General features: G+C 64.1%; 18 protein-coding genes. 7 read left to right on the plus strand and 11 right to left on the minus strand.

The features are described 5' to 3' along the window. Positions 1 to 240: 240 nt before the first annotated feature. A complete protein-coding gene (locus DV532_RS02955; RefSeq protein WP_056807108.1) occupies positions 241 to 1599 on the minus strand; it encodes a diguanylate cyclase in 1359 nt (452 codons plus the stop codon). 249 nt (positions 1600 to 1848) lie between these two features. Here DV532_RS02955 and DV532_RS02960 point away from each other — a divergent pair, with 249 nt between their 5' ends. The 4 genes from DV532_RS02960 to speA all read left to right on the plus strand — a co-directional run bounded on the left by DV532_RS02960 (position 1849) and on the right by speA (position 6118). Beyond that, positions 1849 to 2916 (plus strand): DUF2333 family protein, encoded by a 1068-nt coding sequence (locus DV532_RS02960; protein ID WP_056807111.1) that lies wholly within the window; start codon positions 1849 to 1851, stop codon positions 2914 to 2916. Positions 2917 to 2918: 2 nt separating this feature from the next. Then, complete coding sequence (locus tag DV532_RS02965; protein WP_056807114.1) at positions 2919 to 3455, plus strand: NUDIX hydrolase; 537 nt, start codon at positions 2919 to 2921, stop codon at positions 3453 to 3455. 226 nt (positions 3456 to 3681) lie between these two features. Further along, the gene (locus DV532_RS02970) at positions 3682 to 4053 is read left to right on the plus strand and encodes a translation initiation factor Sui1 (protein WP_056807117.1); all 372 of its coding nucleotides are present in this window, start codon (positions 3682 to 3684) and stop codon (positions 4051 to 4053) included. A gap of 151 nt (positions 4054 to 4204) precedes the next feature. Further along, entirely contained in the window at positions 4205 to 6118 is a 1914-nt protein-coding gene (gene speA / locus DV532_RS02975) for an arginine decarboxylase (protein WP_056807119.1), read from the plus strand. 35 nt (positions 6119 to 6153) lie between these two features. Here the strand turns inward: speA and DV532_RS02980 are convergent, their stop codons facing one another. Then, complete coding sequence (locus DV532_RS02980; protein ID WP_056807122.1) at positions 6154 to 6585, minus strand: hypothetical protein; 432 nt, start codon at positions 6583 to 6585, stop codon at positions 6154 to 6156. Positions 6586 to 6667: 82 nt separating this feature from the next. Then, positions 6668 to 8023, minus strand: a complete 1356-nt coding sequence (locus DV532_RS02985; protein ID WP_056807125.1) for an MATE family efflux transporter — start codon at positions 8021 to 8023, stop codon at positions 6668 to 6670. 155 nt (positions 8024 to 8178) lie between these two features. On the opposite strand from DV532_RS02985, the gene DV532_RS02990 reads away from it, so the two are divergent. Then, entirely contained in the window at positions 8179 to 13080 is a 4902-nt protein-coding gene (locus tag DV532_RS02990; protein WP_056807128.1) for an alpha-2-macroglobulin, read from the plus strand. Between the two features lie 57 nt (positions 13081 to 13137). Here DV532_RS02990 and DV532_RS02995 read toward each other — a convergent pair whose 3' ends face one another. Further along, complete coding sequence (locus DV532_RS02995) at positions 13138 to 13431, minus strand: hypothetical protein (protein ID WP_056807130.1); 294 nt, start codon at positions 13429 to 13431, stop codon at positions 13138 to 13140. Between the two features lie 77 nt (positions 13432 to 13508). Here DV532_RS02995 and pbpC point away from each other — a divergent pair, with 77 nt between their 5' ends. Then, the gene (pbpC, locus tag DV532_RS03000) at positions 13509 to 15863 is read left to right on the plus strand and encodes a peptidoglycan glycosyltransferase PbpC (RefSeq protein ID WP_056807218.1); all 2355 of its coding nucleotides are present in this window, start codon (positions 13509 to 13511) and stop codon (positions 15861 to 15863) included. Positions 15864 to 15956: 93 nt separating this feature from the next. Next, on the plus strand, positions 15957 to 17621 hold the full coding sequence (locus DV532_RS03005) for a ShlB/FhaC/HecB family hemolysin secretion/activation protein (RefSeq protein WP_056807135.1): 1665 nt from the start codon (positions 15957 to 15959) through the stop codon (positions 17619 to 17621). 53 nt (positions 17622 to 17674) lie between these two features. Here the strand turns inward: DV532_RS03005 and DV532_RS03010 are convergent, their stop codons facing one another. From DV532_RS03010 to DV532_RS03045, 7 genes are all read right to left on the minus strand, one after another. Next, on the minus strand, positions 17675 to 18451 hold the full coding sequence (locus tag DV532_RS03010; protein WP_056807138.1) for a response regulator transcription factor: 777 nt from the start codon (positions 18449 to 18451) through the stop codon (positions 17675 to 17677). Positions 18452 to 18571: 120 nt separating this feature from the next. Then, a complete protein-coding gene (locus tag DV532_RS03015; RefSeq protein WP_056807141.1) occupies positions 18572 to 19042 on the minus strand; it encodes a prepilin peptidase in 471 nt (156 codons plus the stop codon). Positions 19043 to 19220: 178 nt separating this feature from the next. Next, a complete protein-coding gene (locus tag DV532_RS03025) occupies positions 19221 to 19790 on the minus strand; it encodes a DUF4136 domain-containing protein (protein ID WP_056807143.1) in 570 nt (189 codons plus the stop codon). A gap of 19 nt (positions 19791 to 19809) precedes the next feature. Next, positions 19810 to 20445, minus strand: a complete 636-nt coding sequence (locus DV532_RS03030) for a DUF4136 domain-containing protein (RefSeq protein ID WP_056807147.1) — start codon at positions 20443 to 20445, stop codon at positions 19810 to 19812. 20 nt (positions 20446 to 20465) lie between these two features. Continuing rightward, entirely contained in the window at positions 20466 to 21215 is a 750-nt protein-coding gene (locus tag DV532_RS03035) for a methyltransferase domain-containing protein (RefSeq protein WP_056807150.1), read from the minus strand. Further along, on the minus strand, positions 21212 to 21517 hold the full coding sequence (locus DV532_RS03040; protein ID WP_056807152.1) for a MazG-like family protein: 306 nt from the start codon (positions 21515 to 21517) through the stop codon (positions 21212 to 21214). Before DV532_RS03040 ends, DV532_RS03035 begins: the two co-directional genes overlap by 4 nt. An 82-nt stretch (positions 21518 to 21599) precedes the next feature. Beyond that, positions 21600 to 22451 (minus strand): MaoC/PaaZ C-terminal domain-containing protein, encoded by an 852-nt coding sequence (locus DV532_RS03045; RefSeq protein WP_056807156.1) that lies wholly within the window; start codon positions 22449 to 22451, stop codon positions 21600 to 21602. Positions 22452 to 22453: the final 2 nt, after the last annotated feature.

Genomic DNA, 22453 nt, shown 5'->3' on the forward strand with positions numbered 1-22453 from the left:
GCGAGCTTCCTGCGGGAGGGGAGAGGTCGGTGGCTGAAGTTATGGCGATTTTGTGACGGGGTGATGACGACGAGGGGTTGGCGCCCTAAAAAAGTGGCACAGTGCCTGTATCTGTGTTGGCTGTACTGGCCTCTTCGCGGGCTTGCCCGCTCCCACAGGATATCTACCAGACCTGAATGCTGCGCAATCCCTGTAGGAGCGGGCAAGCCCGCGAAGAGGCCAGTACAGGCAATGAAGATCTCAGGGCTCTACACGCACCACACAATTACGCCCCGCATGCTTGGCCCGGTACAGCGCCTCGTCCGCCGCACTGGCCATGGTCAGCGCGTCCAACCCTTCATCCAGCTCTACTACCCCGGCACTGAAGGTGCACTGCAAATCCCGTGGCTGCGCCGGGTAGATAATCTCGGCAAAGCGCCGGCGAATTTCGTCCAGCACCTTGTGCGCCGCGTCCAGCGTGGTTTTGGGCATGACAATGGCGAACTCCTCGCCGCCGTAGCGGCCGATGAAGTCGGTCTTGCGCAAGCGCTGCTTGAGAAACAGCGCCAGGCTCTTGATAACACGGTCGCCCATGGGGTGACCGTGGTGGTCGTTGATCTTCTTGAAGTGGTCGATGTCGAGCATCGCAAAGCTCAACGGCTGCTGTTCACGGCGGGCGCGGAAGCTGCAGTCTTCGAGCAGTTGCAGGATGTGGGTGTGGTTGTACAGCCCGGTTAGGCTGTCGCGCACCATGCGTGCGTTCAGGTGCCGGGCACGGGCGGCGCGGTTGCGCACGGTGGTGATCAGGTGGCGTGAGCGGAACGGCTTGGTCAAAAAGTCATCACCGCCCTCGCTCATGGCATCCAGCTGTTTGTCCAGGTCGTCCTCGGCAGACAGGTAGATGATCGGCACGCTCACATAACGGTCGTTGTGGCGGATCACCTTGGCCAACTCCGGGCCGGAGCAGGCGGGCATGTACAGGTCAAGAATGATCAGGTCGGGCTGGAAGTCGGCCAGCTCGGCCATGGTGCGGATCGGGTCGTTCAGGCTGCGGGTGAGCATGCCGGCGCTGGCCAGCACGCGCTCGGTGTGCAGGGCCTGGGTGCGCGAGTCATCGATGATCAGCACACGCAATGGGTCGTGTGGGGTGGCATTGGTCAGCAGTTCGATCTTTTCCAGCAGGCTGGAAGCTTCCAGGGTGCCGGTGAGAAAGTCCTGGCCACCGGCGCGTACGGCGGCCAAGCGGGTTGGCGTGTCGGTTTCGTGATGGCTGAAGAACAGCAGCGGGATGTGTCGGGCCAGCCCCTGCTGCACCTGGGCAGCCAATAACAAACCCTGGCCGCTGCCAGTGAAGTCGACATCCATGATGATGGCCGAGGGCGGGTATTCGCCGATCGAGGCGTGAAACGCTGCGGCACTGGCCAGCGCCTGCACCACCAGGCCAAAGAATTCCAGTTGCTGGGCCAGGCGCAGGGCGCGCTCGTGGTCCTGCAGCAGGATGTACACCGGCTTGCGCAGGCGCGGCAGCAGCACCTGGTCGAGCGGGTCGTCCTTGCGCAGGCCGCTACGCGTCAGTTGCTGGGCGGGGCACTGCGGGCTCGGCTCGACTGCTTGGCTCATGTCCTGGCTACTTGTAGGTTGGGATGTGCAGGGGCGATGATGGCTCTATGCTAGCAGTTCTTCTTGGTGGCGTGATTGTCCTGTATCAACAAACCGGCTGGGAACGATTATTCAGTTACTGACTGATTGGTCGCTTATACGTAAGGCAGTGTCTGCTTTATAGTGCTGCCACGCGGGCTTGCCGTGGCACCCTGGCGTAGGCCTGTGGTCCAAGCCCCTGAACCGTCGTGACTGATTAAGGACAAAGCCATGCTGGACTGGAAAAACCGCGAGGCCAAAGCCGAGCCCCGTGAGCGTGTCGATGGCCGTGGTGCCGCCGCCCGTAGCTACCTTGGCGGCCTTTGGAGCCGTGCCCTCGGGACCCTGATTGGGTTGTACCTGCTGGTGTGTATCGGCTTGGGCTGGTACTGGAGCCAGGAGCCGGCCCTGTTCCCGGTGCAGCAGAGCGCCCAGGCAGCGGCCGAGCGCACTGGCCAGCAGATGGTGGTGGGCTACACCACCGTTGAAACCCTCAAAACCGTGGCCGGCACCCTGCTGAACAAGCCGGGAGGCTACATTTCCAACGACCGCTTCCCGCCAGGGCTGTGGATGGACAACATGCCGAGCTGGGAATACGGCGTGCTGGTCCAGGTGCGTGACCTGTCGCGCGCCCTGCGCAAGGACTTCGCCCGCTCGCAGTCGCAGTCTACTGAAGACGCCGACTTGGCCAAGGCCGAGCCGCGCTTCAACTTCGACAACAAGAGCTGGATTTTGCCTTCGAGCGAGTCGGAGTTCGAAGAGGGCATCAAGTCGCTGACCCGCTACCAGACCCGTCTGGCTGCTGGCGACAAGGGCGCGATCTTCTACACCCGTGCCGACAACCTGAACAACTGGCTGGGTGACGTGGCCACCCGTCTGGGCTCGCTGTCGCAGCGCCTGTCGGCCAGCGTTGGTCGGGTCAAGCTCAACACCACGCTGAAGACCGAGTCGCTGGTCGCCGGCCAGGCGCCGCAGGTGGACGAGGAGCTGGTGGAAACCCCATGGCTGCAGATCGACAACGTGTTCTACGAAGCGCGGGGCCAGGCCTGGGCGCTGTCGCACCTGTTGCGCGCCATCGAGGTGGACTTTGCCGACGTGCTGGCGAAGAAGAACGCCACGGTCAGCGTGCGCCAGATCATCCGTGAGCTGGAAGCCTCGCAAGAAGCCCTGTGGAGCCCGATGGTGCTCAACGGCAGTGGCTTCGGCATGTGGGCCAACCACTCGCTGGTCATGGCCAACTACATTTCCCGGGCCAACGCCGCGGTCATCGACTTGCGTCAGCTGCTGTCCCAGGGTTGATGATGGCTATCAGCCCGACCGAGGCCGCCCACCGGGCGGCTTCCGACCGAGAACTGGTCACCTGGGTGGACGAAACCGACCAGGTGCTGGGCGCCTTGCCCCGCGCCGAATTGCGCGAGCGCGGCCTGATCGGGCGTTGCACGTTCATATTGCTGTTCAACAGTGCCGGTGAGTTGTGCGTGCATCGGCGCACCTTGAGCAAGGCGCTGTACCCAGGGTATTGGGATGTGGCCGCGGGTGGCATGGTGACGGCCGGGGAGGCGTATGCCGACTCGGCGGCGCGTGAGCTGGCCGAGGAGCTGGGGATCGACGGCGTCGAGTTGCGCTTTCATGAGCGGTTCTACTTTGACCAGCCCGACAACCGGTTGTGGTGTGCGGTGTATTCGGCGGTGTCTGATGCGCCGTTGCGCTTGCAGCCGGAAGAGGTGAGCGAAGCGCGCTTTATTGGGCTGGAACAGGCTGAGCAAGAGAGCCTGAACATGCCGTATTGCCCGGACTCGCTGGCGGCGTTGCAGCGCTACAAAGCCAGCCTGGCATGATGTAGGGGGCTGCAAAGCAGCCCCAGACCCGGGATAGTCGCAAAACATTCGCAAAATGCCGCAATCCAGTACTTAGCAACGGCCAGATTTATCGTTACACTGCGCGCCCTTTTCGGGCTGCCGCAATTCTTGCAGCAGTAGCGCCGCCCCTGCCAGAGTGGGGCTTCGCGGTCGGCCTCACCCCCAAGGCACGACCAGTTTTTGTCCTCAGCACAGAGGAACAAAAGTGGCCAAGAAAGCTTCTTCCTTCGCCGCCCTTGGCGGTCTCGTTTACTCCACCGACGCCGGTCGGCACTGCCCCGACTGTGGCCAGCCGGTGGATGCCTGTACCTGCAAGCAGCAAACTGTCCCCGATGGCGATGGCATAGCCCGTGTGCGCCGCGAAAGCAAAGGCCGTGGCGGCAAGACCGTGACTACCGTCACCGGCGTGCCGCTGCCCACCGAACAGCTCAAGGAACTGGCCGCCACCCTCAAGCGCCGCTGTGGCACTGGCGGCGCCCTGAAGGATGGGGTTATCGAAATCCAGGGTGACCATGTCGAGCTGTTGATCGGTGAACTGACCAAGCAGGGCTTCAAGGCGAAAAAGTCCGGCGGCTGATGCGGTCGCGCGATTTTTTGCCCAGGGCTTTCTAAACTCGTTGCCGTGACCGGGGTCTACCTCCGGGCACGGATGAATCGTCATTTTTGGCTTTTACACTGCGCCCGCCTCTTGTGGGGCAGTGTCTTCGACTTATCTATAGGGGACTTGAATGTCCGTACGACGCACACGCAAAGACGATGGTAGCCAATGGACCGTGGCCGACAGCCGCAGTGTTTATGGCATCCGCCATTGGGGCGCTGGTTATTTCGCCATCAATGAAGCCGGGCGCGTCGAAGTGCGCCCCAACGGCCCCAAAAGCGCGCCGATCGACTTGTTCGAACAAGTCGACGAACTGCGCCAGAGCGGGCTGTCGCTGCCACTGCTGGTGCGCTTCCCCGACATTCTGCAAGACCGCGTGCGCCAGCTGACCGGCGCCTTCGACGCCAACATCGCACGCCTGGAATACCAGAGCCAATACACCGCGCTGTACCCGATCAAGGTCAACCAGCAGGAAGCGGTGGTGGAAAACATCATCGCCACCCAGAACGTCTCCATTGGCCTGGAAGCCGGCTCCAAGCCGGAGCTGCTGGCGGTGCTGGCGCTGGCGCCGAAAGGCGGCACCATCGTTTGCAACGGTTACAAGGACCGTGAGTTCATCCGCCTGGCGCTGATGGGCCAGAAGCTCGGCCACAACGTGTTCATCGTCATCGAGAAAGAGTCGGAAGTGGCTCTGGTGATCGATGAGGCCGCTGAGCTCAAGGTCAAGCCGCAGGTCGGCTTGCGCGTGCGCCTGTCGTCGCTGGCCTCGAGCAAGTGGGCCGACACCGGTGGCGAGAAGTCCAAGTTCGGCTTGTCTGCCGCCCAGCTGATCTCGGTGGTGCAGCGCTTCCGCGACGCCGGCCTGGACCAGGGCATCCGCCTGCTGCACTTCCACATGGGGTCGCAGATCGCCAACCTGGCCGACTACCAGCACGGCTTCAAGGAAGCCATCCGTTACTACGGTGAGCTGCGTGCGCTGGGCCTGCCGGTCGACCACATCGACGTTGGCGGTGGCCTGGGCGTGGACTACGACGGTACCCACTCGCGCAATGCCAGCTCGATCAACTACGACATGGACGACTATGCCGGCGTGGTGGTGGGCATGCTCAAGGAGTTCTGCGACGCGCAGGGCCTGCCGCACCCGCACATCTTCTCCGAGAGCGGCCGTTCGCTGACCGCGCACCACGCCATGCTGGTGATTCAGGTGACCGACGTCGAGAAACACAACGACGACGTGCCGACCATCGAAAACAAGGAAGCCCTGCCCGAGACCGTGCAGTGGCTGGTCGACCTGCTTGGCCCCACCGACATCGAGATGGTCACCGAGACCTACTGGCGCGCCACCCACTACATGGGTGACGTGGCCGCACAGTACGCCGATGGCAAGATCAGCCTGGCCGAGAAGGCCCTGGCCGAACAGTGCTACTTCGCCGTGTGCCGCCGCCTGCACAACTCGCTGAAAGCTCGCCAGCGCTCGCACCGCCAGGTGCTGGACGAGCTGAACGACAAGCTGGCCGACAAGTACATCTGCAACTTCTCGGTGTTCCAGAGCCTGCCGGACACCTGGGCCATCGGCCAGGTGCTGCCGATCATCCCGCTGCACCGCCTGGACGAAGAGCCAATGCGCCGCGCCGTGCTGCAGGACCTGACCTGCGACTCCGACGGCAAGATCAACCAGTACGTCGACGAGCAGAGCATCGAGACCAGCATGCCGGTGCATGCGGTGAAGGAGGGCGAAGACTACCTGCTGGGCGTGTTCCTGGTCGGGGCCTACCAGGAAATCCTCGGTGACATGCACAACCTGTTCGGTGACACCGACTCGGTGAACATCTACCAGAACGCCGATGGCAGCGTGTACCACGCCGGCATCGAGACCCATGACACCATCGAGGACATGCTGCGCTACGTGCACCTGTCGCCGGAGGAGTTAATGACCCATTACCGGGACAAGGTGGCCAACGCCAAGATCACTGCGCGTGAGCGTACGCAGTACCTGGATGCGTTGCGTTTGGGGTTGACGCGGTCTTCCTATCTGTCTTCCTGACAACCAAAGGGGCCGCTATGCGGCCCCTTTGATTTCTACTTTTGCCGCGCCGTTGCCGTGAGCTCGATTGTAACGGGCAAGACTGCGCCATCTTCTTTGAGGACCGCGGTACTCGAATAGCTATAGACCTGCTCTTCTGTTCGAGCCGCTATTGTCAGGCCCTCGACGTGTTTCACGGCGCCCGATTGTCGGGTAACGAGGAAGGGTGTAAGCCTCCCAAGGCTCTGCAATGTCTGATCATCGTGCTGTTTTTTTTCAGCCACAAAGTACAGGTAGGTCAGCGGCACCGTTGCACCGCCAGCATCGCTGAGCACCTCATAAATGGCACTTTGTTTGCCAATCGGCGTTACAGAAACAATCTTGGTCAATGCAGGCGTCGAATCTGCGGAGACAATCCATAGGGTTTGCCCGAAGGTGAGCAGTAGCAGCCCTGCTATTAGCCACCTAGTAACCGTATGACTTGGCATATTCGATACCTTTATTGCGGGTCTTCAGGGTCATCACCCTAAGGGGACCTGAGACTGGGAGGTAGCCAATCGAGCATATCGTTCATATTGTGTTTCCTGACCCTTCGATCCATTTGCCTCCCTGCTTCAAGCGCCAGCCAACCCATCCCAAGGTCACTGCTCGCAAGGCCATGAAACCCAAGAACGCCAACCACAGCCCATGGTTGCCAAACCCGCTCATGGCTACCGCCACCGGCAACGCCACCACTACCGACAGCAACATCGCATTGCGCATCTCCCGCGCCCGGGTCGCGCCGATGAACAGCCCATCCAACAAGTAACTCCACACCGCAATCAACGGCAGCAACGCCAGGTACGGCAAGTATGGGTAAGCCGCTGCGCGCACACTCTCGATGTCGGTCTGCAAATCAATGAACAGGTGCCCACCCAGCAGGAACAGCCCGGCAAACCCCAGGCTGGTAATCAGCGACCAGCCACAGGCCACCACTAACGAGCGGCGCAGGGTGTCGCGGTCACGGGCACCAATGGCGTGGCCACACAGGGCCTCCACTGCATGCGCCAGCCCGTCAAGCGCATAGGCAGTCAGCAGCAAACCATTGAGCAGCAGGGCGTTGGCCGCCACGGTCGCTTCGCCCAGGCGTGCGCCTTGCACGGTAATCAGCAGGAAAACCAGTTGCAGCGCCAGGCTGCGCAGGAAAATGTCGCGGTTCACCGCCAGCAGCGGCTGCCACGCCTGCCAACGCTTAAGCGTCGCCCACACGATATGCCCCGGGTACGCCCGCAGCGCCGGGCGGGTCAGGGCCAAGCCAAGTACTGCGCCGCTCCATTCAGCAATCACCGACGCCCGCGCCGAGCCCAGCACACCCCAGTCCAGGCCAAGCACGAACCACAGGTTCAAGGCGATATTCAGCAGGTTGGTGGCCAACAGGATGGCCAGCGGTGCCCGGGCGTTCTGAGTGCCGAGGAACCAGCCGACCAGCGCATAGCTGGCCAGTGCCGCGGGCAGGCCGAGCAGGCGGGTGTGGAAGAAGTCTTCGGTGGCTTGCTGCAGCGCTGCGCTGGGTTGCATGGCGTGCAACGCCAACTGGCTTAACGGCAGGGCTAGCAGGCCGATCAACACAGCGAAGGCGAGCGCCAGCAGCAGCCCTTGCACCAGCACCTGGCGCAACACCGCGCCGTCGCCACGGCCGGCAGCCTGGGCGGCGAAACCGGTGGAGCCCATGCGCAGGAAGCCCATCAGGCCGACCATGAAGGTGAACAGCGTGGCACCCACTGCCACGGCGCCCAGCTGGTGAGCGTGAGGGAGGTGGCCGATGACAGTACTGTCGACCAAGGCTACCAAAGGCACGGAAATGTTGGACAGGATCATCGGCGCGGCCAGGGCCCAGACTTTGCAGTGAGTAGGGCGGTGGCGCCAGTCGGTGGAGAGTTGGGACATGTGCATTCCATTGGGCCCTGGGGCGCGCAGCGGCCCCTTTAACGAATGGCACAGTGTACCGGCCAGGCAACCTCTGCGCGCAACGCCGGGTGCTGCCCCTGCCATTGCGCTATAGTTGCTGCCCTCACGTACCGCTGCCCAAGAGTTCCTACTCCATGTTCAACAAAGGATTGTTGCTGGCCTGCGCGCTGGCGTTGCTCAGTGCCTGTGACTCTTCGACGCCGGACAAACCGGTGCCAGCCGAAAAGCCGGTGGTTGTCGCGCCCGCCGCCACCCCAGCAGCCCAGCACTCAGACCCGGCTGCGCTCGCCAAGCGCTACGAGGGCCGCGAACTCACGGTGCTCGACGTCTCGGAAGTGCAACTCGATGGCGCTGCCACCCTGTCGGTCAGTTTTTCTGCACCGCTGGATGCCAAGCAGGACTTCGCCACCAAGGTGCACCTGGTCGACACCGTCAAAGGCAAGCTCGACGGGGCCTGGGAGCTCTCCGACAACCAGATGGAACTGCGCCTGCGCCACCTGGAGCCGCAGCGCAAGCTGGTGCTGACTGTCGACAAAGGCCTGCTGGCGGTCAACGGCAAGCAACTGGACAGCGAGTCGATCACCCGCCTGGAAACCCGCGACATGCAGCCGACCATCGGCTTCGCCAGCCGCGGTTCGCTGCTGCCCACGCGCCTGGCCGAGGGCCTGCCGGTTATCGCGTTGAACGTGGACAAGGTCGATGTCGAGTTCTTCCGCGTCAAGCCGGAGATGCTCTCGACCTTCCTGGCCAACTGGGGACGCAACAGCAGCCTGTACTACTACCAGTCCAAAGAAACCCTGGACATGGCCCAGTTGGTCTACAGCGGCCGCTTCGATCTCAACCCCGCACGCAACACCCGCGAGACCGTGCTACTGCCGATCGCCGGCATCAAGCCGCTGCAAGAACCCGGCGTGTACCTGGCGGTGATGCGTGCTTCGGGCACCTACGATTACTCGCAACCAGCGACCCTGTTCACCCTCAGCGACATTGGGGTGTCTGCGCACCGCTACCGCGACCGCCTCGATGTATTCGCCCAGGCTCTGGAAGGCGGCAAGGCGATGAACGGCGTCAACCTGGAAATCCATGACGACAAGGGCAAGCTGCTGGCCCAGGCCAGCACCGACGGCAAGGGCCACGCCCAGCTGCCGATCACGCCCAAAGCCGATACCCTGATCGCCACCCAGGGCGTGCACACCACCTTGCTGCGGCTGAACAGCGCGGCGCTGGACCTAGCCGAGTTCGACATCACCGGGCCGCAGGCCAACCCGTTGCAGTTCTTCGTCTTTGGCCCGCGTGACCTGTATCGCCCAGGCGAGACGGTGCTGCTCAACGGCCTGCTGCGCGATCAGGACGGCAAGCCGGTCAAGGCCCAGCCGGTGAGCGTGGAGGTGCGCCGCCCGGATGAGCAGGTTAGCCGCAAGTTTGTCTGGGAAGCCGACAGCAATGGCCTGTACCAGTACCCGCTGCAGCTGGCCACCGAGGCCCCGACTGGCCGTTGGCAACTGCTGCTCGACGTGGGCGGCGGGCGCAAGCAAGTGTATGAATTCCTGGTCGAAGACTTCCTGCCCGAGCGCCTAGCGCTAGAGCTCAAAGGCAGCAGCAAACCGCTGTCGCCTGATGAGAACGCGCGCATTCAGGTCAATGGCCGTTACCTCTACGGCGCCCCGGCTGCCGGCAACCGCCTGAGTGGCCAGGCCTATGTTCGCCCGTTGCGCGAGGCGGTGCCGGCGCTGCCTGGTTACCAGTTCGGCTCGGTCACCGAAACCGAGCTGAACCAGGACCTGGAGCTGGACGAAGTCACCCTCGACCAGGCTGGCAAGGCGGTGGTCGATATTGAAAGCCGCTGGGCCGAAGCCCGCTCGCCGCTGCAACTCACCGTGCAGGCCAGCTTGCAGGAGTCCGGTGGCCGGCCGATTACCCGGCGCCTGGAACAGCCCATCTGGCCGGCCGAGCGCTTGCCGGGCCTGCGCGGCCTGTTCGAGGGCGAGGAAACCGACAGTGACGGCCCGGTGGAATTCGAGTTTCTGCTGGCCGACCGCGACGGCAACAAGCTGGCGGCCGATGAGCTCAAGGTGCGGCTGATTCGCGAGCGCCGCGATTATTACTGGAACTACTCGCAGAACGACGGCTGGAGCTACGCCTACAACGAGAAATTCCTCACCCAAAGCGAAGAAACCCTCAGCGTCAAGGCCGGCTCTACGGGCAAACTGAGCTTCCAAGTTGAATGGGGCCCGTACCGCGTCGAGGTAGAAGACCCACAGACCGGCCTGGTGTCCAGTGAGCGCTTCTGGGCCGGCTACCGCGCTCAGGACAACGCCGAGGGTGGCGCCGTGCGCCCAGACCAAGTCAAGTTGGCGCTGGACAAACCGTCCTACGCCGACGGTGCTACCGCCAAGGTTACCGTCACCCCGCCTGCCGCCGGCAGTGGCTACCTGATGATCGAGTCCAGTGATGGCCCGTTGTGGTGGCAGGAAATCGACGTGCCCGCCGAGGGCAAGACCTTCGACGTGCAACTGGACAAGGCTTGGGCACGCCACGACCTGTACATCAGCGCGTTGGTGATACGCCCCGGTGAGCGCAAGGCCAACGCCACGCCCAAGCGTTCGGTCGGTGTGCTGCACCTGCCGCTGGACCGTGCCGCGCGCAAGCTTGCCGTGAGCCTGCAAGCACCAGAGAAAATGCGCCCGAAACAGCCGCTGACGGTGAAGGTCAAGGCCGCCAATGCCGATGGCAGCGTGCCCAAGCAGGTGCATGTGTTGTTGTCGGCGGTGGACGTGGGCATCCTCAACATCACCGATTTCAAAACCCCCGACCCGTTCGCCAGCCTGTTCGGGCGCAAGGCCTACGGTGCCGACCAGTTAGATATCTACGGCCAGCTGATCGAAGCCGGGCAAGGCCGCCTGGCCAGCCTGGCGTTTGGCGGTGACGCGGCGATGGCCAAGGGTGGCAAGCGCCCCAACACCACGGTAACCATCGTCGCCCAGCAGAGCTTGCCAGTAACCCTGAACGACAAGGGTGAGGGCCAGGCCACGGTCGATATCCCCGACTTCAACGGCGAACTGCGGCTGATGGCCCAGGCCTGGAGCGAGGAGCACTTTGGCATGGCCGAAGGCAAGACCGTGGTCGCCGCGCCGTTGATCGCCGAGCTGTCGGCCCCGCGCTTCCTCGCCGGTGGCGACCGCACCAGCCTGGCGCTGGACCTGGCCAACCTGTCGGGCCGTGCCCAGCAACTGAGCGTTGAAATTACAACCGAAGGGCAGCTGAACCTGGCGGCCAGCGCCGTGCACGACGTGGCCTTGGCCGAAGGCCAGCGCTCGACATTGATGATCCCGGTGCAAGCCCAGGGTGGCTTGGGGCAGGGCAAGGTGCATGTGCGCGTTACGGGCCTGCAATTGCCGAACGAACCTAGCACCGCCTTCGAACGTGAGTGGACACTGGGCGTGCGCCCGGCCTACCCGGCCATGCTCAAGCACTACCGCGTGGCCTTGAAAGAGCAACCTTGGACCTTGCCTGAAGCCGACCTGGCTGCCTTCGAAGCCGCTGGCCTGGAAGCCAGCCTGGCCTTGTCGAGCCGCCCGCCGCTGAACCTGGCCGAGCAGATTCGCGCCCTCGAAGCCTACCCCTATGGCTGCCTGGAACAGACCACCAGTGGCCTGTACCCGTCGTTGTACGCTGATGCCGACAGCCTCAAGCGCCTGGGCATCAAGGGCGAACCGGCAGACGTGCGCAAGCGCAAGATCGAAATGGGCATCGAGCACTTGCTGGGCATGCAGCGCTACAACGGCAGCTTCGGCCTGTGGAGTTCGGACAGCGAAGAAGAATACTGGCTGACCGCCTACGTCACCGACTTCCTGCTGCGGGCCCGTGACCAGGGTTACGGCGTGCCGGCCGAGGCGCTGAAGAAGGCCAGCGAGCGCCTGCTGCGCTACCTGCAGGAGCGCAACCTGATCGACGTCGACTACAGCGAGAACGCCGAGCACACCCGCTTCGCCGTGCAGGCGTATGCGGCGCTGGTGCTGTCGCGCAGCCAACAGGCGCCGCTAGGTGCCCTGCGTGGCCTGTTCGAGCGCCGTGTCGACGCCCGCTCTGGCCTGCCGTTGGTGCAACTGGCCGTGGCGCTGGACAAGATGGGCGACAAGCCGCGTGCCGAGCAGGCCTTGCAGGCAGGGCTGGGCATTAACCGCGGTAAAGGCTGGATGGCCGACTATGGCAGCGCCCTGCGTGACCAAGCGCTGATCCTGGCGCTGCTGCAGGAAAGCAACCTGGCCAGCAGCCAGGTCGACCAGCGCCTGTTCGCCTTGTCGGACGAACTGGCGGCCAACCGCTGGTTGTCGACCCAGGAGCGCAACGCGCTGTTCCTCGCCGGCCGTGGCCTGTTGGGCAAGCCGGAAGGGAAGTGGCAGGCGCGCCTGGACAGTGCTGGCGAGGTACGTGAGTTCAACAATGCCGAGGCTGGCATGAAGCTCGAAGGCCGGTTGCTGGCCTCACCGCTGAGTGTGCAGAACGAAGGCAGCGAGACGCTGTACCAGCAGCTGACCCTGTCGGGTTACCCACGCCAGGCGCCTGCGGCTGGTGGCAATGGCATGCAGATTCGCCGTGAGTACCTGGGCATGAACGGCCAGCCGCTGGACCTGCGCAACCTACGCAGTGGCGACCTGGTGCTGGTACACCTGGCGCTCAAGGCCGAAGAGCGGGTGCCAGATGCGTTGGTGGTAGACCTGTTGCCGGCAGGCCTGGAGCTGGAAAACCAGAACCTGGCGCAAAGCGCTGCCAGCCTGGACAACGCCAGCAGCGCGGTGAAGGAGTGGCGTGAGTCGATGCAGAACGCCAGCGTGGTGCACCAGGAGTACCGTGATGACCGTTACGTCGCCGCGCTCAAGCTCGACGGCTACGGCACCACCCACCTGTTGTACCTGGCACGCGCGGTAACCCCGGGCAGCTACCGCGTGCCGCCACCGCAGGTCGAGTCGATGTACCGGCCGAACCTGCAGGCGGTGGGCGATGGGCAAGGGGAGATGACCGTCAAAGCCCGGTGAGCTGTGAGCTGCGCGCTGCAAGCTACCGGCTTGCGGCTTGCAGCTCGCAGTTGCTCCTCAATGAATCACCCAGCTCATCACCCACAACCCCAGTACCAGCCAGATGATCCCAAGGATGATCGAGGCGCGCATGAACGCGCGGATTGCCGAATACAGCAGCATCAGGCCGATAACCAGGGCGAGGATGCTGAGCAGCGAGGTGTCCATGCCCAAGGTACGCGCCAGGCCGTCGATGAAATTACCGCCAGCGTTGGCCAGCAGGTTGAACAAGCCGCTCAAGGCGTCGACGATGAAGCGAATTACCGCCCCCAGTGCCTGGCCCAGCCACTCGAAAAAACCTTCTACATGCATAGTTGCTTCCTGATCAACAAATCGGCGAATTTGCCGTTCCCAAGCCTTTGGCCATCACCTGGCCGGGTCGGTTCCCGATGCCAAGCTTAACGCGGCCGCGTACCCGTGCGGGCAGGCTGTTGCGCACGACACTGCTCGCCATGCTGGTGCTGTTCGGCCTGCTGTGGCTGGCCGACCGGCTCTGGCCGCTGCCTATGCCGGGCGATGACCTGGCTCGGGTGGTGCTGGCCGAGGACGGTACGCCGTTGTGGCGCTTTGCCGATGCTGATGGCGTGTGGCGTTACCCAGTCAGCCCCGACCAGGTTTCGCCCCTGTACCTGCAGGCGTTGCTGACCTATGAGGACCGCTGGTTCTACACCCACCCTGGGGTCAACCCGCTAGCCTTGGCACGCGCCGCCTGGCTGAACCTGCGCGGTGGGCGTGTGGTATCGGGCGGCAGTACGCTGTCGATGCAGGTGGCACGCCTGCTTGACCCGCATGACCGCACCCTGGCGGGCAAACTGCGCCAGCTGTGGCGTACGGCGCAGCTGGAATGGCATTTGTCCAAGCGCGAAATCCTGCAGCTCTACCTGGACCGCGCGCCCTTCGGTGGCACCCTGCAGGGCGTTGCGGCTGCCAGCTGGGCCTACCTGGGCAAGTCGCCCCTGCACCTGACCCCGGCTGAAGCAGCGCTGTTGGCCGTGCTGCCCCAGGCGCCCAGCCGGCTGCGCCCGGACCGCCACCCCGAGCGTGCCCAGCGTGCCCGGGACAAGGTGCTGCAACGCCTGGCGCAATACCAGGTGTGGCCGGCACAGCAAATCCGCGAGGCCGCCGAGGAGCCGCTGCTGCTGGCGCCACGCCAGGAGCCGGCCCTGGCGCCGCTGCTGGCCCGGCGCCTGAACAGCGCCGACAGCCCACCGCTGATCCGCACCACGCTCGACGCCGCGCTGCAGCGGCGCCTAGAAGACCTGCTGCTGGGTTGGCGCGCGCGGCTGCCAGAGCGCACCTCCGCCGCCATCCTGGTGGTCGAGGCGCAGACCATGGCAGTGCGTGCCTACTTGGGCTCGATCGACCTGGGTGACGAGCGCCGCTTCGGGCATGTGGACATGGTGCGTTCGCTGCGTTCACCCGGCTCCACCCTCAAGCCGTTCCTTTACGGCATGGCGCTGGACGACGGCCTGATCCATTCCGAATCGCTGCTGCAAGATGTGCCGCGGCGCTATGGTGATTACCGCCCTGGCAACTTCTCCATGGGCTTCAGCGGGCCGGTGTCGGCCAGCTCGGCGCTGGCGTTGTCGCTCAACCTGCCGGCGGTGCAGTTGCTGGAGGCTTACGGCCCTAAACGCTTTGCCGCGCAACTGCGCATGGCCGGCATGCCGTTGATATTGCCGCCCTTGGCCGAGCCCAACCTGTCGTTGATCCTGGGCGGTGCTGGTAGCCGGTTGGAAGACTTGGTCGGTGGTTACGCGGCGCTGGCGCGGGGTGGCAACAGTGCGCGGGTGCGCCTGCAACCACAGGACCCGTTGCTGGAGCGGCACCTGCTATCGCCAGGGGCCGCATGGATTATCCGGCGCATCCTCAGCGGCCAGGCGCGCCCCGATCGCGACCCGCATGCCGAACTGGTGCAACGCCCGCAGTTGGCCTGGAAAACCGGCACCAGCTATGGCTTTCGCGATGCCTGGTCGATTGGCGTGGGCCCGCGTTACCTGATCGGCGTATGGATCGGCCGACCTGACGGCACGCCGGTCCCCGGGCAGTTCGGCCTGGCTTCGGCGGCGCCGCTGATGCTGCAGGTGCACGACCTGCTGAGCAACCGCGACAGCCAACGTGGCATCGGTGTGCCGGTGCAGCGGGTGCCGGCGAATGTCGGTGTAGCGGCGATCTGTTGGCCGCTAGGCCAGCCGATTAATAAACAGGACCCCAATTGCCGGCGTCAGCGTTTCGCCTGGACCCTGGACGGCACCACGCCGCCCACCCTGCAGGCCGCCGACCAGCCGCTGGGCCTGGGCTTGCGTGAGCGCGTGTGGGTCAATGCCCAGGGGCTGCGCGTGGATGGCAGTTGCCCGGGCGCCAAGGTGCGCGACATCGCCCTCTGGCCGGCCCCGCTGGAGCCTTGGCTAGCGCGTGTCGAGCGGCGTGCGGCGCGCCTGCCAGCCATCGACCCGGCCTGCCCGCCGCAGGTGCCGGCCAGCGCGCCGCCGCTGTCGATCGTGGGCGTGCGCCCAGGCGACAACTTGCGTCGCCCGGCCACCAGCAGCGAGCCGTTGCAATTGCAGGTGTCGGCGTTGGGCGGTGGCGGGCGGCGCTGGTGGTTCCTCAATGGCCAGCCATTGGGTGAAAGCCAAGGGCAGGACAGCCTGGTGGTGCGCTTGCCGCAGGCCGGGCAGGCCGAGCTCAGCGCGTTGGATGAAAGCGGCGAGACGGCACGGGTGACTTTCCAGGTCAGCGAGTAGCCGTTCGACGGCGCGCTGGCCAGCACCTACGCTTGCAGGTGACGGGTGTGAGCGGCTGGCGCCCCGCACACTCAAGGGAACATGGAGCACCCTATGCGTCCTCTGGCCGTGCCCCTGTTGTTGCTGCCTTGGGCGCTGGCGGCCCAGGGCGAACCGTTGCCAGGTTTTCTCGACAGCCATGAATACCAACGTCGCCTGCCCAGCAGCAACCTGCCGCTAGAGGCCTACCGCCCCGTCAGCCCCAACCTGCAGGTGACAGACCCGCGTGCCGGTAGCCCCGCCTGGGCGCCTGCAGATACCCGGCTGGTGCTGCATAAAGTGCGCTTCGAGGGGGGTACGGTGTTCCCCTTGAGCGACCTGCGTGAGCACTACCAGCCGCTGATCGGGCATGAGACCACCTTGGGCGAGCTGCAGCAGTACACCGAGCGCCTGACCCAGCGCTACCGGCAGGAGGGTTACCTGCTGTCATACGCCTTGTTGCCGCCACAGGACGTGGCTGATGGCCGGGTCAATGTGGTACTGGTCGAAGGTTACCTCCGCGATTGCCATGTGGATGGCGATATCGGCCCGGCCAGCGCCTACCTCCAGCAGCTGCTGGCCCGCCTTGAAGCCGAACGCCCACTGACCCGGGAAACGCTGGAGCGCTACCTGGGCCTGGCCGCGCGGCTGCCAGGGGTGACGATAGCGGCGCAACTGGCAGTGGCGCAAACCACCGATGGCGCCGCCCACCTGACCGTGCAGGCGCGCCGCAAGCCGTTCAGCGCCGCGGCTACCTTGGCCGATGGCAATCGTGACGATAGCCAGGCGCTGCTGACGGCAACCAGCAACGCGCAAACCCGCTTTGCCGAGCAAATCGAGGCCAGCCTGCTGCTGCCCCCCGGGGATGACCAGGCCTATTACCAGCGCCTGGTCTACAGCCAGTACCTGGACGCTGGGGGCAGCCAACTGCTGCTGTCGGCGTCGCGCTACCGCAGTGAGCCTGGCACGCGTATTCGCCTGGACGATGGCAGCGACATCACCCGCAAACGTGACAGCCAGCGCTATGCAATCGGCCTGCGCCAGCCGGTGATCATCAGGCCGGAGGAATGGATGACGGTGGAGGGGCAGTTGTATTCGGTCAGCGAGCACGCCGAGGACCGGGCGGGTGAGCTGTCAGCGGAGCGGCAGTACGACACCTACGTACGCGCGCTTTCATTCGCGGGCGACTGGCGCAAACAGGAAACGCACCGCTTGCGCATTGTCAGCGCCGGGGTCTATCAGGGCCTGGACTACCTGGGGGCACGCAGTGACGCTGACGAAGACATGGACTTCCTGCGGTTGCGGCTTTCGGGGTTGCAGAGTGATGCGCTGCTCGATAACGGGCAGGGCGTGGTGTCCGGGGCGTTGTACTGGAGTGATGACCGGCTGCCTGACAGTGAGCGGGTAGGGTTTGGTGGGCAGAATTTCGGGCGTGGCTACCCGCGCGACCAGGCCGACGGGGATAAGGGCTGGGGGGCGGCTTACGAGGTGAACTACAGCCTGCGGGGCCACCGGTTGGCGTTGGTGCAGCCCTATGCGGCAGTGGATGCGGCACAGGCTTGGCACAACCGGGGGCCGGTGGAGGATGCCCATTTGGCCTCGGTGGCATTAGGGGTGCGGTTGGGCGATGGGCGCTTGTTCAATGTAGCGCTGGAGGTGGCGAAGCCTTTGGCGGATGTAGCTTTGGATAGCCTGGACCGCAGCCCTCGGCTGACCTTGAGTATCGGCGTTCAGATGTAAGCGGCAATGTGGGCGAGGGCTGTCAAGCAGCCCCAGAATTTTCCAGCCAACCGTCAATGGGTGGTAAGCCGCTGATGCACCGGTGAAGAACTGGGCGTTAGCGCCAATGCCAGCTGCGTGCGGTTGTGCATGTGCGTCAGTCGCAGTACCTGCGACACATACAGCTTCACGGTATTTTCGGTAATGCCCAGTTCACAGGCGATCTGGTAATTGGTCTTGCCCTTGCTCACCAGGCGTGCCACTTCCAACTGGCGTGGCGACAGCTTCTCGAACACCGCTGGCAGCTCGCTTTCAGCCTCTTCCACATCACCGGCGCGCCGGTGGACGCCCTGGCCGCGGGCTCTTTCCAAGTCCTGATACAGCTCGTCCACCGAGCTGGCGAGGTCATGCAAGCGCTGATTCAGCCCGCCCAAGTCGCTCAGGCTGCGCTGGCGCTCTAGTACCACCTGTTCCTGGCGGCGAACGCCTTCCAGCAATTCATCGAGGTCCATGGGCTTCTGGTAGTAGTCTGCAAAGCCCTCGCGCAACGCTCGGATCACGTCCTGCTTTTCCGCTCGCCCAGTCACCATGATGGCCTCGAACTTGCGTTGGTTGCCGTCGACTTCTTTCAATGCACGTACCAGCTCGATGCCGTCACGCCCGGGCATATGCAGGTCGCAGATAACCAGGCCAATGGCTGGGTCTGCCGCATAGCGCTCGATGGCCTCGTCGGTGGAATAGGCGGGCGCGCAGCCATAGCCCTTGGATTCGAGGAACTCACACAATTGTTCGACAATGACCGGTTGGTCATCAACCAACAGAATCTTTACGCCGCTTACGGGTCTGGACACGGTCAACTCCCTGTTTGTATACGGCACTGCTCCCGGGCCAGACGCTCTGGCAAACTAAAAAATAGACGTAGGTGGCAACTTTGTACAAGTCGTGTACAAGCCACCCGACTGTGGGCTTGCTCATTGGGTCCATACCGCTGTTAGCAAAAAGCCGGTGAGCACATACGGGACAAATGCTTGTTTGTCGCCCATTTCTTCGGTCAGGGCCTGCAACCGTTTTTTTACTTTAGGGTTGAGCAGGGTCCACAGGCGCCGGCGGGTGAGCAGCCACACCAGTACGCTGACACCGGCGCCGATGAAGGTGCCGAGCACGTATTGCGGGCTGGTTGCCAACGCCAGGGCGCCCATCAGCTTGACGTCATCGGCGCCGAAACGGCCGAGCATGTAGCCAGGCAGGGTCAGCAACATGACGATGGCCAACCCCCAGCCGGCATCGCTGGCATCGGCGCCGATCCAGGTGTGGCCGGTGGCGAACAGCCAGACCAAGGCGCAGGTAGCCACGCCCACGGTCAGCAAGTTGGATATCTGGCGTTGACGCACGTCCTGTTCGGAGCACAAGGCAAGCCACATCAGGAGAACAATGCTTTGCATTGGCAGGTCGCCTTTCCCAGTTGTTGAACACATCTACCCGGTCAGTCAGGTTTCCTTAAGTGAAGATAGACCGGTGGGAGCGGGCTTGCCCGCGAACAATCCAACGCGCAGGCGGAAACCGGCTGTGCCGCTGTTCGCTGCGGCCCGACACCCCCGATAAACCCACGCCCAAAACCCTCTATTTCTTGCTGCCGGGTGGGTAGTTGGCCAGCACTTTGGACACGGTGTTGTGGATTGCGCTGTTGCGTTCTTCCGGGCTTGGCGGGTAGTTGTTCATGATTTGCTCGGCACTGCCGCGCCACACCAGCTTGCCGTCATGGCCATCGAACATGTCGACCTGAATAGTCGCGACCTTGTAGTCGACACTGCGGGTTTCGTTGTACATCGGGCCACCCCAGTAGCCGCCCCAGTAGCCCCCCCAGCCACCGCCGTAGTTGGTAGTGATCTGTTGTTGGCGCTGCTCGACGATCAGGTACGTACGGACTGTCAGGTCTGGCCGGGCGCCGCCTTGCACCGGCCGCAGGCCACGCTGGTCGAGCTGGTCGGCGACCGCCTGGCGAATACGCTGTTCGGTCAGGTCGCTTTTGATCCGCGGGTCGTCCGGGCGGTATTGCAGGCCCGGCTCCTGCCACGCCCAGCTGCGGTAGGCGGCAAAATCACGGCTGGCATCGAAATCCTGCTGGACGTTATTGCTGGAGCAGGCAGCCAGCAATAACGCGCATGACAATAGAAAGAGACGGCGCAACATGATGGTTCTCCGTTAGGCATTAACTGGGAGGATAGCCGTTGAGCGCCTTGTGCACTGAATCGCGCAAGGCGCTTTCGCGTTCACGCGGCGAGTCCTTGTCGCTGCCGCTTTCGGCGCTGGCGCTCCATACCGGTTGGCCGTTGCGGGCGTCGTACAGGTCGATGCGCACGACCATCACCTCCACCTCGTAGGTGCGCACGATAGGCACGCTGGCATAGGCCCCATAGCCATTACGGTAGCCGCCATAGCCGACACCGCCATAGGGGTACGGGCCGTAGTAGGGGTCGTAGGCATCGTAGTCACGCACCTGGCGCAAGCGCTTTTCCAGGCGTATGTCGGCGCTGACCAGCAAGTCGCCGGGGCCGCCGCGGGCGGGGCGCAGGCCATGTTGGTCGAGCGCGCCGCTGACCGCATCGGCCAGTTGCGCCGGGTCGGTATCGACCGAGCCGCTGGGCAACTGGCCGTCACGCCAGCTCCAGCTGCGGTAGTGCCCGTAATCACGGGCGGGGGCCGGGTAGGCACTGGCATCGAAGGTAGTGGCCGCCTGGGCAGGGGCTGCTGGTAAAGGGCGGCTGCTGGCCACATAGGGGTTGCTGCCCTGGCAGCCAGCCAGGGCAAGCGGCAGCAGCGCCAGGCACAACAGACGGTACGGCATTTAGTCCTCCGGCGGGCGAGTCAGCGGGGGCGGCAGACCCAGTGCAGGTAGCGGCCGAGCCCAGCGAAACTGGGATGTCGACGGTAGGCCAGTTCCATTTCCAGCAGGTCGAGCAACTCGGCCTTGCCTTGGAATTCCTTGGGCATGTAGTCGTGGAACACCCGCACGCCGCTTTCGCTTTCAACCTGCCACATAGGATCAAGTTGCGCCCGGAGCTCGCGTGGATCAAGTGGTTTCTGTGGGGTGAGGCTCTGCTTTTCACCCTCCAGTCGGTTGCTGCGCAACTTGCGGAAATGGCCCTTGAGCAGGTTGCGGTAGACCAGTGCATCGCGGTTGTAGAAGGCCAGCGACAACCACCCGGAAGGGGCCGTGAGTTGGTGCAGCACCGGCAGGATGGTTTCAGGTTCGGCCAGCCATTCGAGCACGGCGTGGCACAACACCAGATCGTAGGGTTCGGTCAGCTGGCCAAGCAGGTCTTGCCAGGGCGCCTGGATGAAGGTGGCTGTTTGGCCGGCCTCGGCAAAGCGCGCGCGCGCGCCGTCGAGCATCGGCGCGGCGGGTTCGGCCAGGGTCAACTGGTGGCCACGTTGTGCCAGCCACAAGGCCATGTGGCCCAGCCCGGCACCAATGTCGAGGATGCGCAGCGGGCGCTCGGGCAGGGCCTCGGCCAGGTCGGCCTGCAGCACGGCCAGGCGGATCGCGCCTTTGGCACCGCCGTAGATTTTCTCGGCAAAGCGGGTGGCCAGCTCATCGAAATGACGGTCGTTCATCGGGCGAAGCGCCTCTCGCTGTCGGCCAGTTTGGCCCGCACCACCTGGTCCATGTCCAGGCCCAGCTCACTGCACAGCAGCAACAGGTAGAGCACCACATCCCCGACTTCCTGGCCGGCGTGGGCCAGTTTGTCGGCGGGCAGCTGGCGCGATTGGTCTTCGCTCAGCCACTGGAAGATTTCCACCAGCTCGGCCATTTCGACGCTGGCGGCCATGGCCAAGTTTTTCGGGCTGTGGAAGCCACGCCAGTCGTTGTTGTCGCGGATCTGGTGCAGGCGTAGGGTGAGTTCTTGCAGGTTCATCGGGGGTCTCCTAGTGCTGCATAGCTTCTGCGCAGGCCCGATGCAAAGCAAGCGCATACCGCCAAGCCAGGCAAGGCCGCGCCTACAAGGGAGCCCAGCGCCCGACCATATGCAGTACCCCGCCGTGCCCATCCAGCCGCAGCGCCCCCTCGGGCCCGGCCTCACTGGCACTGAGCACCACCTCCGACGGCAACCGCACTGGCTTGCGGAAATCCACCTCGAAGGCATAGCCACCGTGCGGCAGGTGCCCGCGTAACGCTGACAAGGCCATGGCCTTGCTCCACATGCCGTGGGCAATGGCCGTGGGGAAGCCGAACAGCCGCGCACTGGTGGCGCTGAGGTGGATAGGGTTGTAATCCCCGCAGACCTTGGCATAACGCCGGCCGATGTCACTGTCGGCATACCAACGGGTCGCTTCAGGCAATGGCTCAGGTTCACCTTCGCCAGCTTCGCCAGGCTCACCTTCCAGCTTTAGCCCACGCACCAGCATGCGGCTGGTCTCGCGCCAGAGCAGGCCGATGCCGTCTGCCGCCTCGGTAACCAGGTCGAAGGTGCCGCCCTTGGCATGGGGCTGCAGATTGTCCGCATGCACCGCAAAGCGCAGCCCTTCGATAGCGCCCAGGGGGCGCAGCACTTCGATGCGGTTGTGCAGGTGCACCATGCCGAGCAACGGGAAAGGGAAGTCGCGGGCGGTCATCAATTGCAACTGGAGCGTGAACGCCATGACATGGGGATAAGTACCCGGCAGGCGGCCATCGTCAGTGAAGTGGCACAGCCGCCGATAAGCGGCCAGGTTGCCTGGCTGGAGGTGGATGAAACAGCGCAGGCCGTTGGCGGGCAGTGGGTCACCGCTGATGGTGCGCTTGCTGGCCGCGCGCAGGTACAAGCTGGCGCGCGAAGCCGGGCTGTGCAGGTCGTGCCAGTGTCGGTTCATGC

Source organism: Pseudomonas sp. Leaf58, assembly GCF_003627215.1.
In the GTDB taxonomy this organism is placed as follows: Bacteria; Pseudomonadota; Gammaproteobacteria; order Pseudomonadales; family Pseudomonadaceae; genus Aquipseudomonas.

What these genes read in the sequence shown, in the direction of transcription:
- DV532_RS02955 (WP_056807108.1), bottom strand. Translation starts at nt 1,599, where the DNA reads ATGAGCCAAGCAGTCGAGCCGAGCCCGCAGTGCCCCGCCCAGCAACTG.
- DV532_RS02960 (WP_056807111.1), top strand. Translation starts at nt 1,849, where the DNA reads ATGCTGGACTGGAAAAACCGCGAGGCCAAAGCCGAGCCCCGTGAGCGT.
- DV532_RS02965 (WP_056807114.1), top strand. Translation starts at nt 2,919, where the DNA reads ATGGCTATCAGCCCGACCGAGGCCGCCCACCGGGCGGCTTCCGACCGA.
- speA (WP_056807119.1), top strand. Translation starts at nt 4,205, where the DNA reads ATGTCCGTACGACGCACACGCAAAGACGATGGTAGCCAATGGACCGTG.
- DV532_RS02980 (WP_056807122.1), bottom strand. Translation starts at nt 6,585, where the DNA reads ATGCCAAGTCATACGGTTACTAGGTGGCTAATAGCAGGGCTGCTACTG.
- DV532_RS02985 (WP_056807125.1), bottom strand. Translation starts at nt 8,023, where the DNA reads ATGTCCCAACTCTCCACCGACTGGCGCCACCGCCCTACTCACTGCAAA.
- DV532_RS02990 (WP_056807128.1), top strand. Translation starts at nt 8,179, where the DNA reads ATGTTCAACAAAGGATTGTTGCTGGCCTGCGCGCTGGCGTTGCTCAGT.
- DV532_RS02995 (WP_056807130.1), bottom strand. Translation starts at nt 13,431, where the DNA reads ATGCATGTAGAAGGTTTTTTCGAGTGGCTGGGCCAGGCACTGGGGGCG.
- pbpC (WP_056807218.1), top strand. Translation starts at nt 13,509, where the DNA reads ATGCCAAGCTTAACGCGGCCGCGTACCCGTGCGGGCAGGCTGTTGCGC.
- DV532_RS03005 (WP_056807135.1), top strand. Translation starts at nt 15,957, where the DNA reads ATGCGTCCTCTGGCCGTGCCCCTGTTGTTGCTGCCTTGGGCGCTGGCG.
- DV532_RS03015 (WP_056807141.1), bottom strand. Translation starts at nt 19,042, where the DNA reads ATGCAAAGCATTGTTCTCCTGATGTGGCTTGCCTTGTGCTCCGAACAG.
- DV532_RS03025 (WP_056807143.1), bottom strand. Translation starts at nt 19,790, where the DNA reads ATGTTGCGCCGTCTCTTTCTATTGTCATGCGCGTTATTGCTGGCTGCC.
- DV532_RS03030 (WP_056807147.1), bottom strand. Translation starts at nt 20,445, where the DNA reads ATGCCGTACCGTCTGTTGTGCCTGGCGCTGCTGCCGCTTGCCCTGGCT.
- DV532_RS03035 (WP_056807150.1), bottom strand. Translation starts at nt 21,215, where the DNA reads ATGAACGACCGTCATTTCGATGAGCTGGCCACCCGCTTTGCCGAGAAA.
- DV532_RS03040 (WP_056807152.1), bottom strand. Translation starts at nt 21,517, where the DNA reads ATGAACCTGCAAGAACTCACCCTACGCCTGCACCAGATCCGCGACAAC.
- DV532_RS03045 (WP_056807156.1), bottom strand. Translation starts at nt 22,451, where the DNA reads ATGAACCGACACTGGCACGACCTGCACAGCCCGGCTTCGCGCGCCAGC.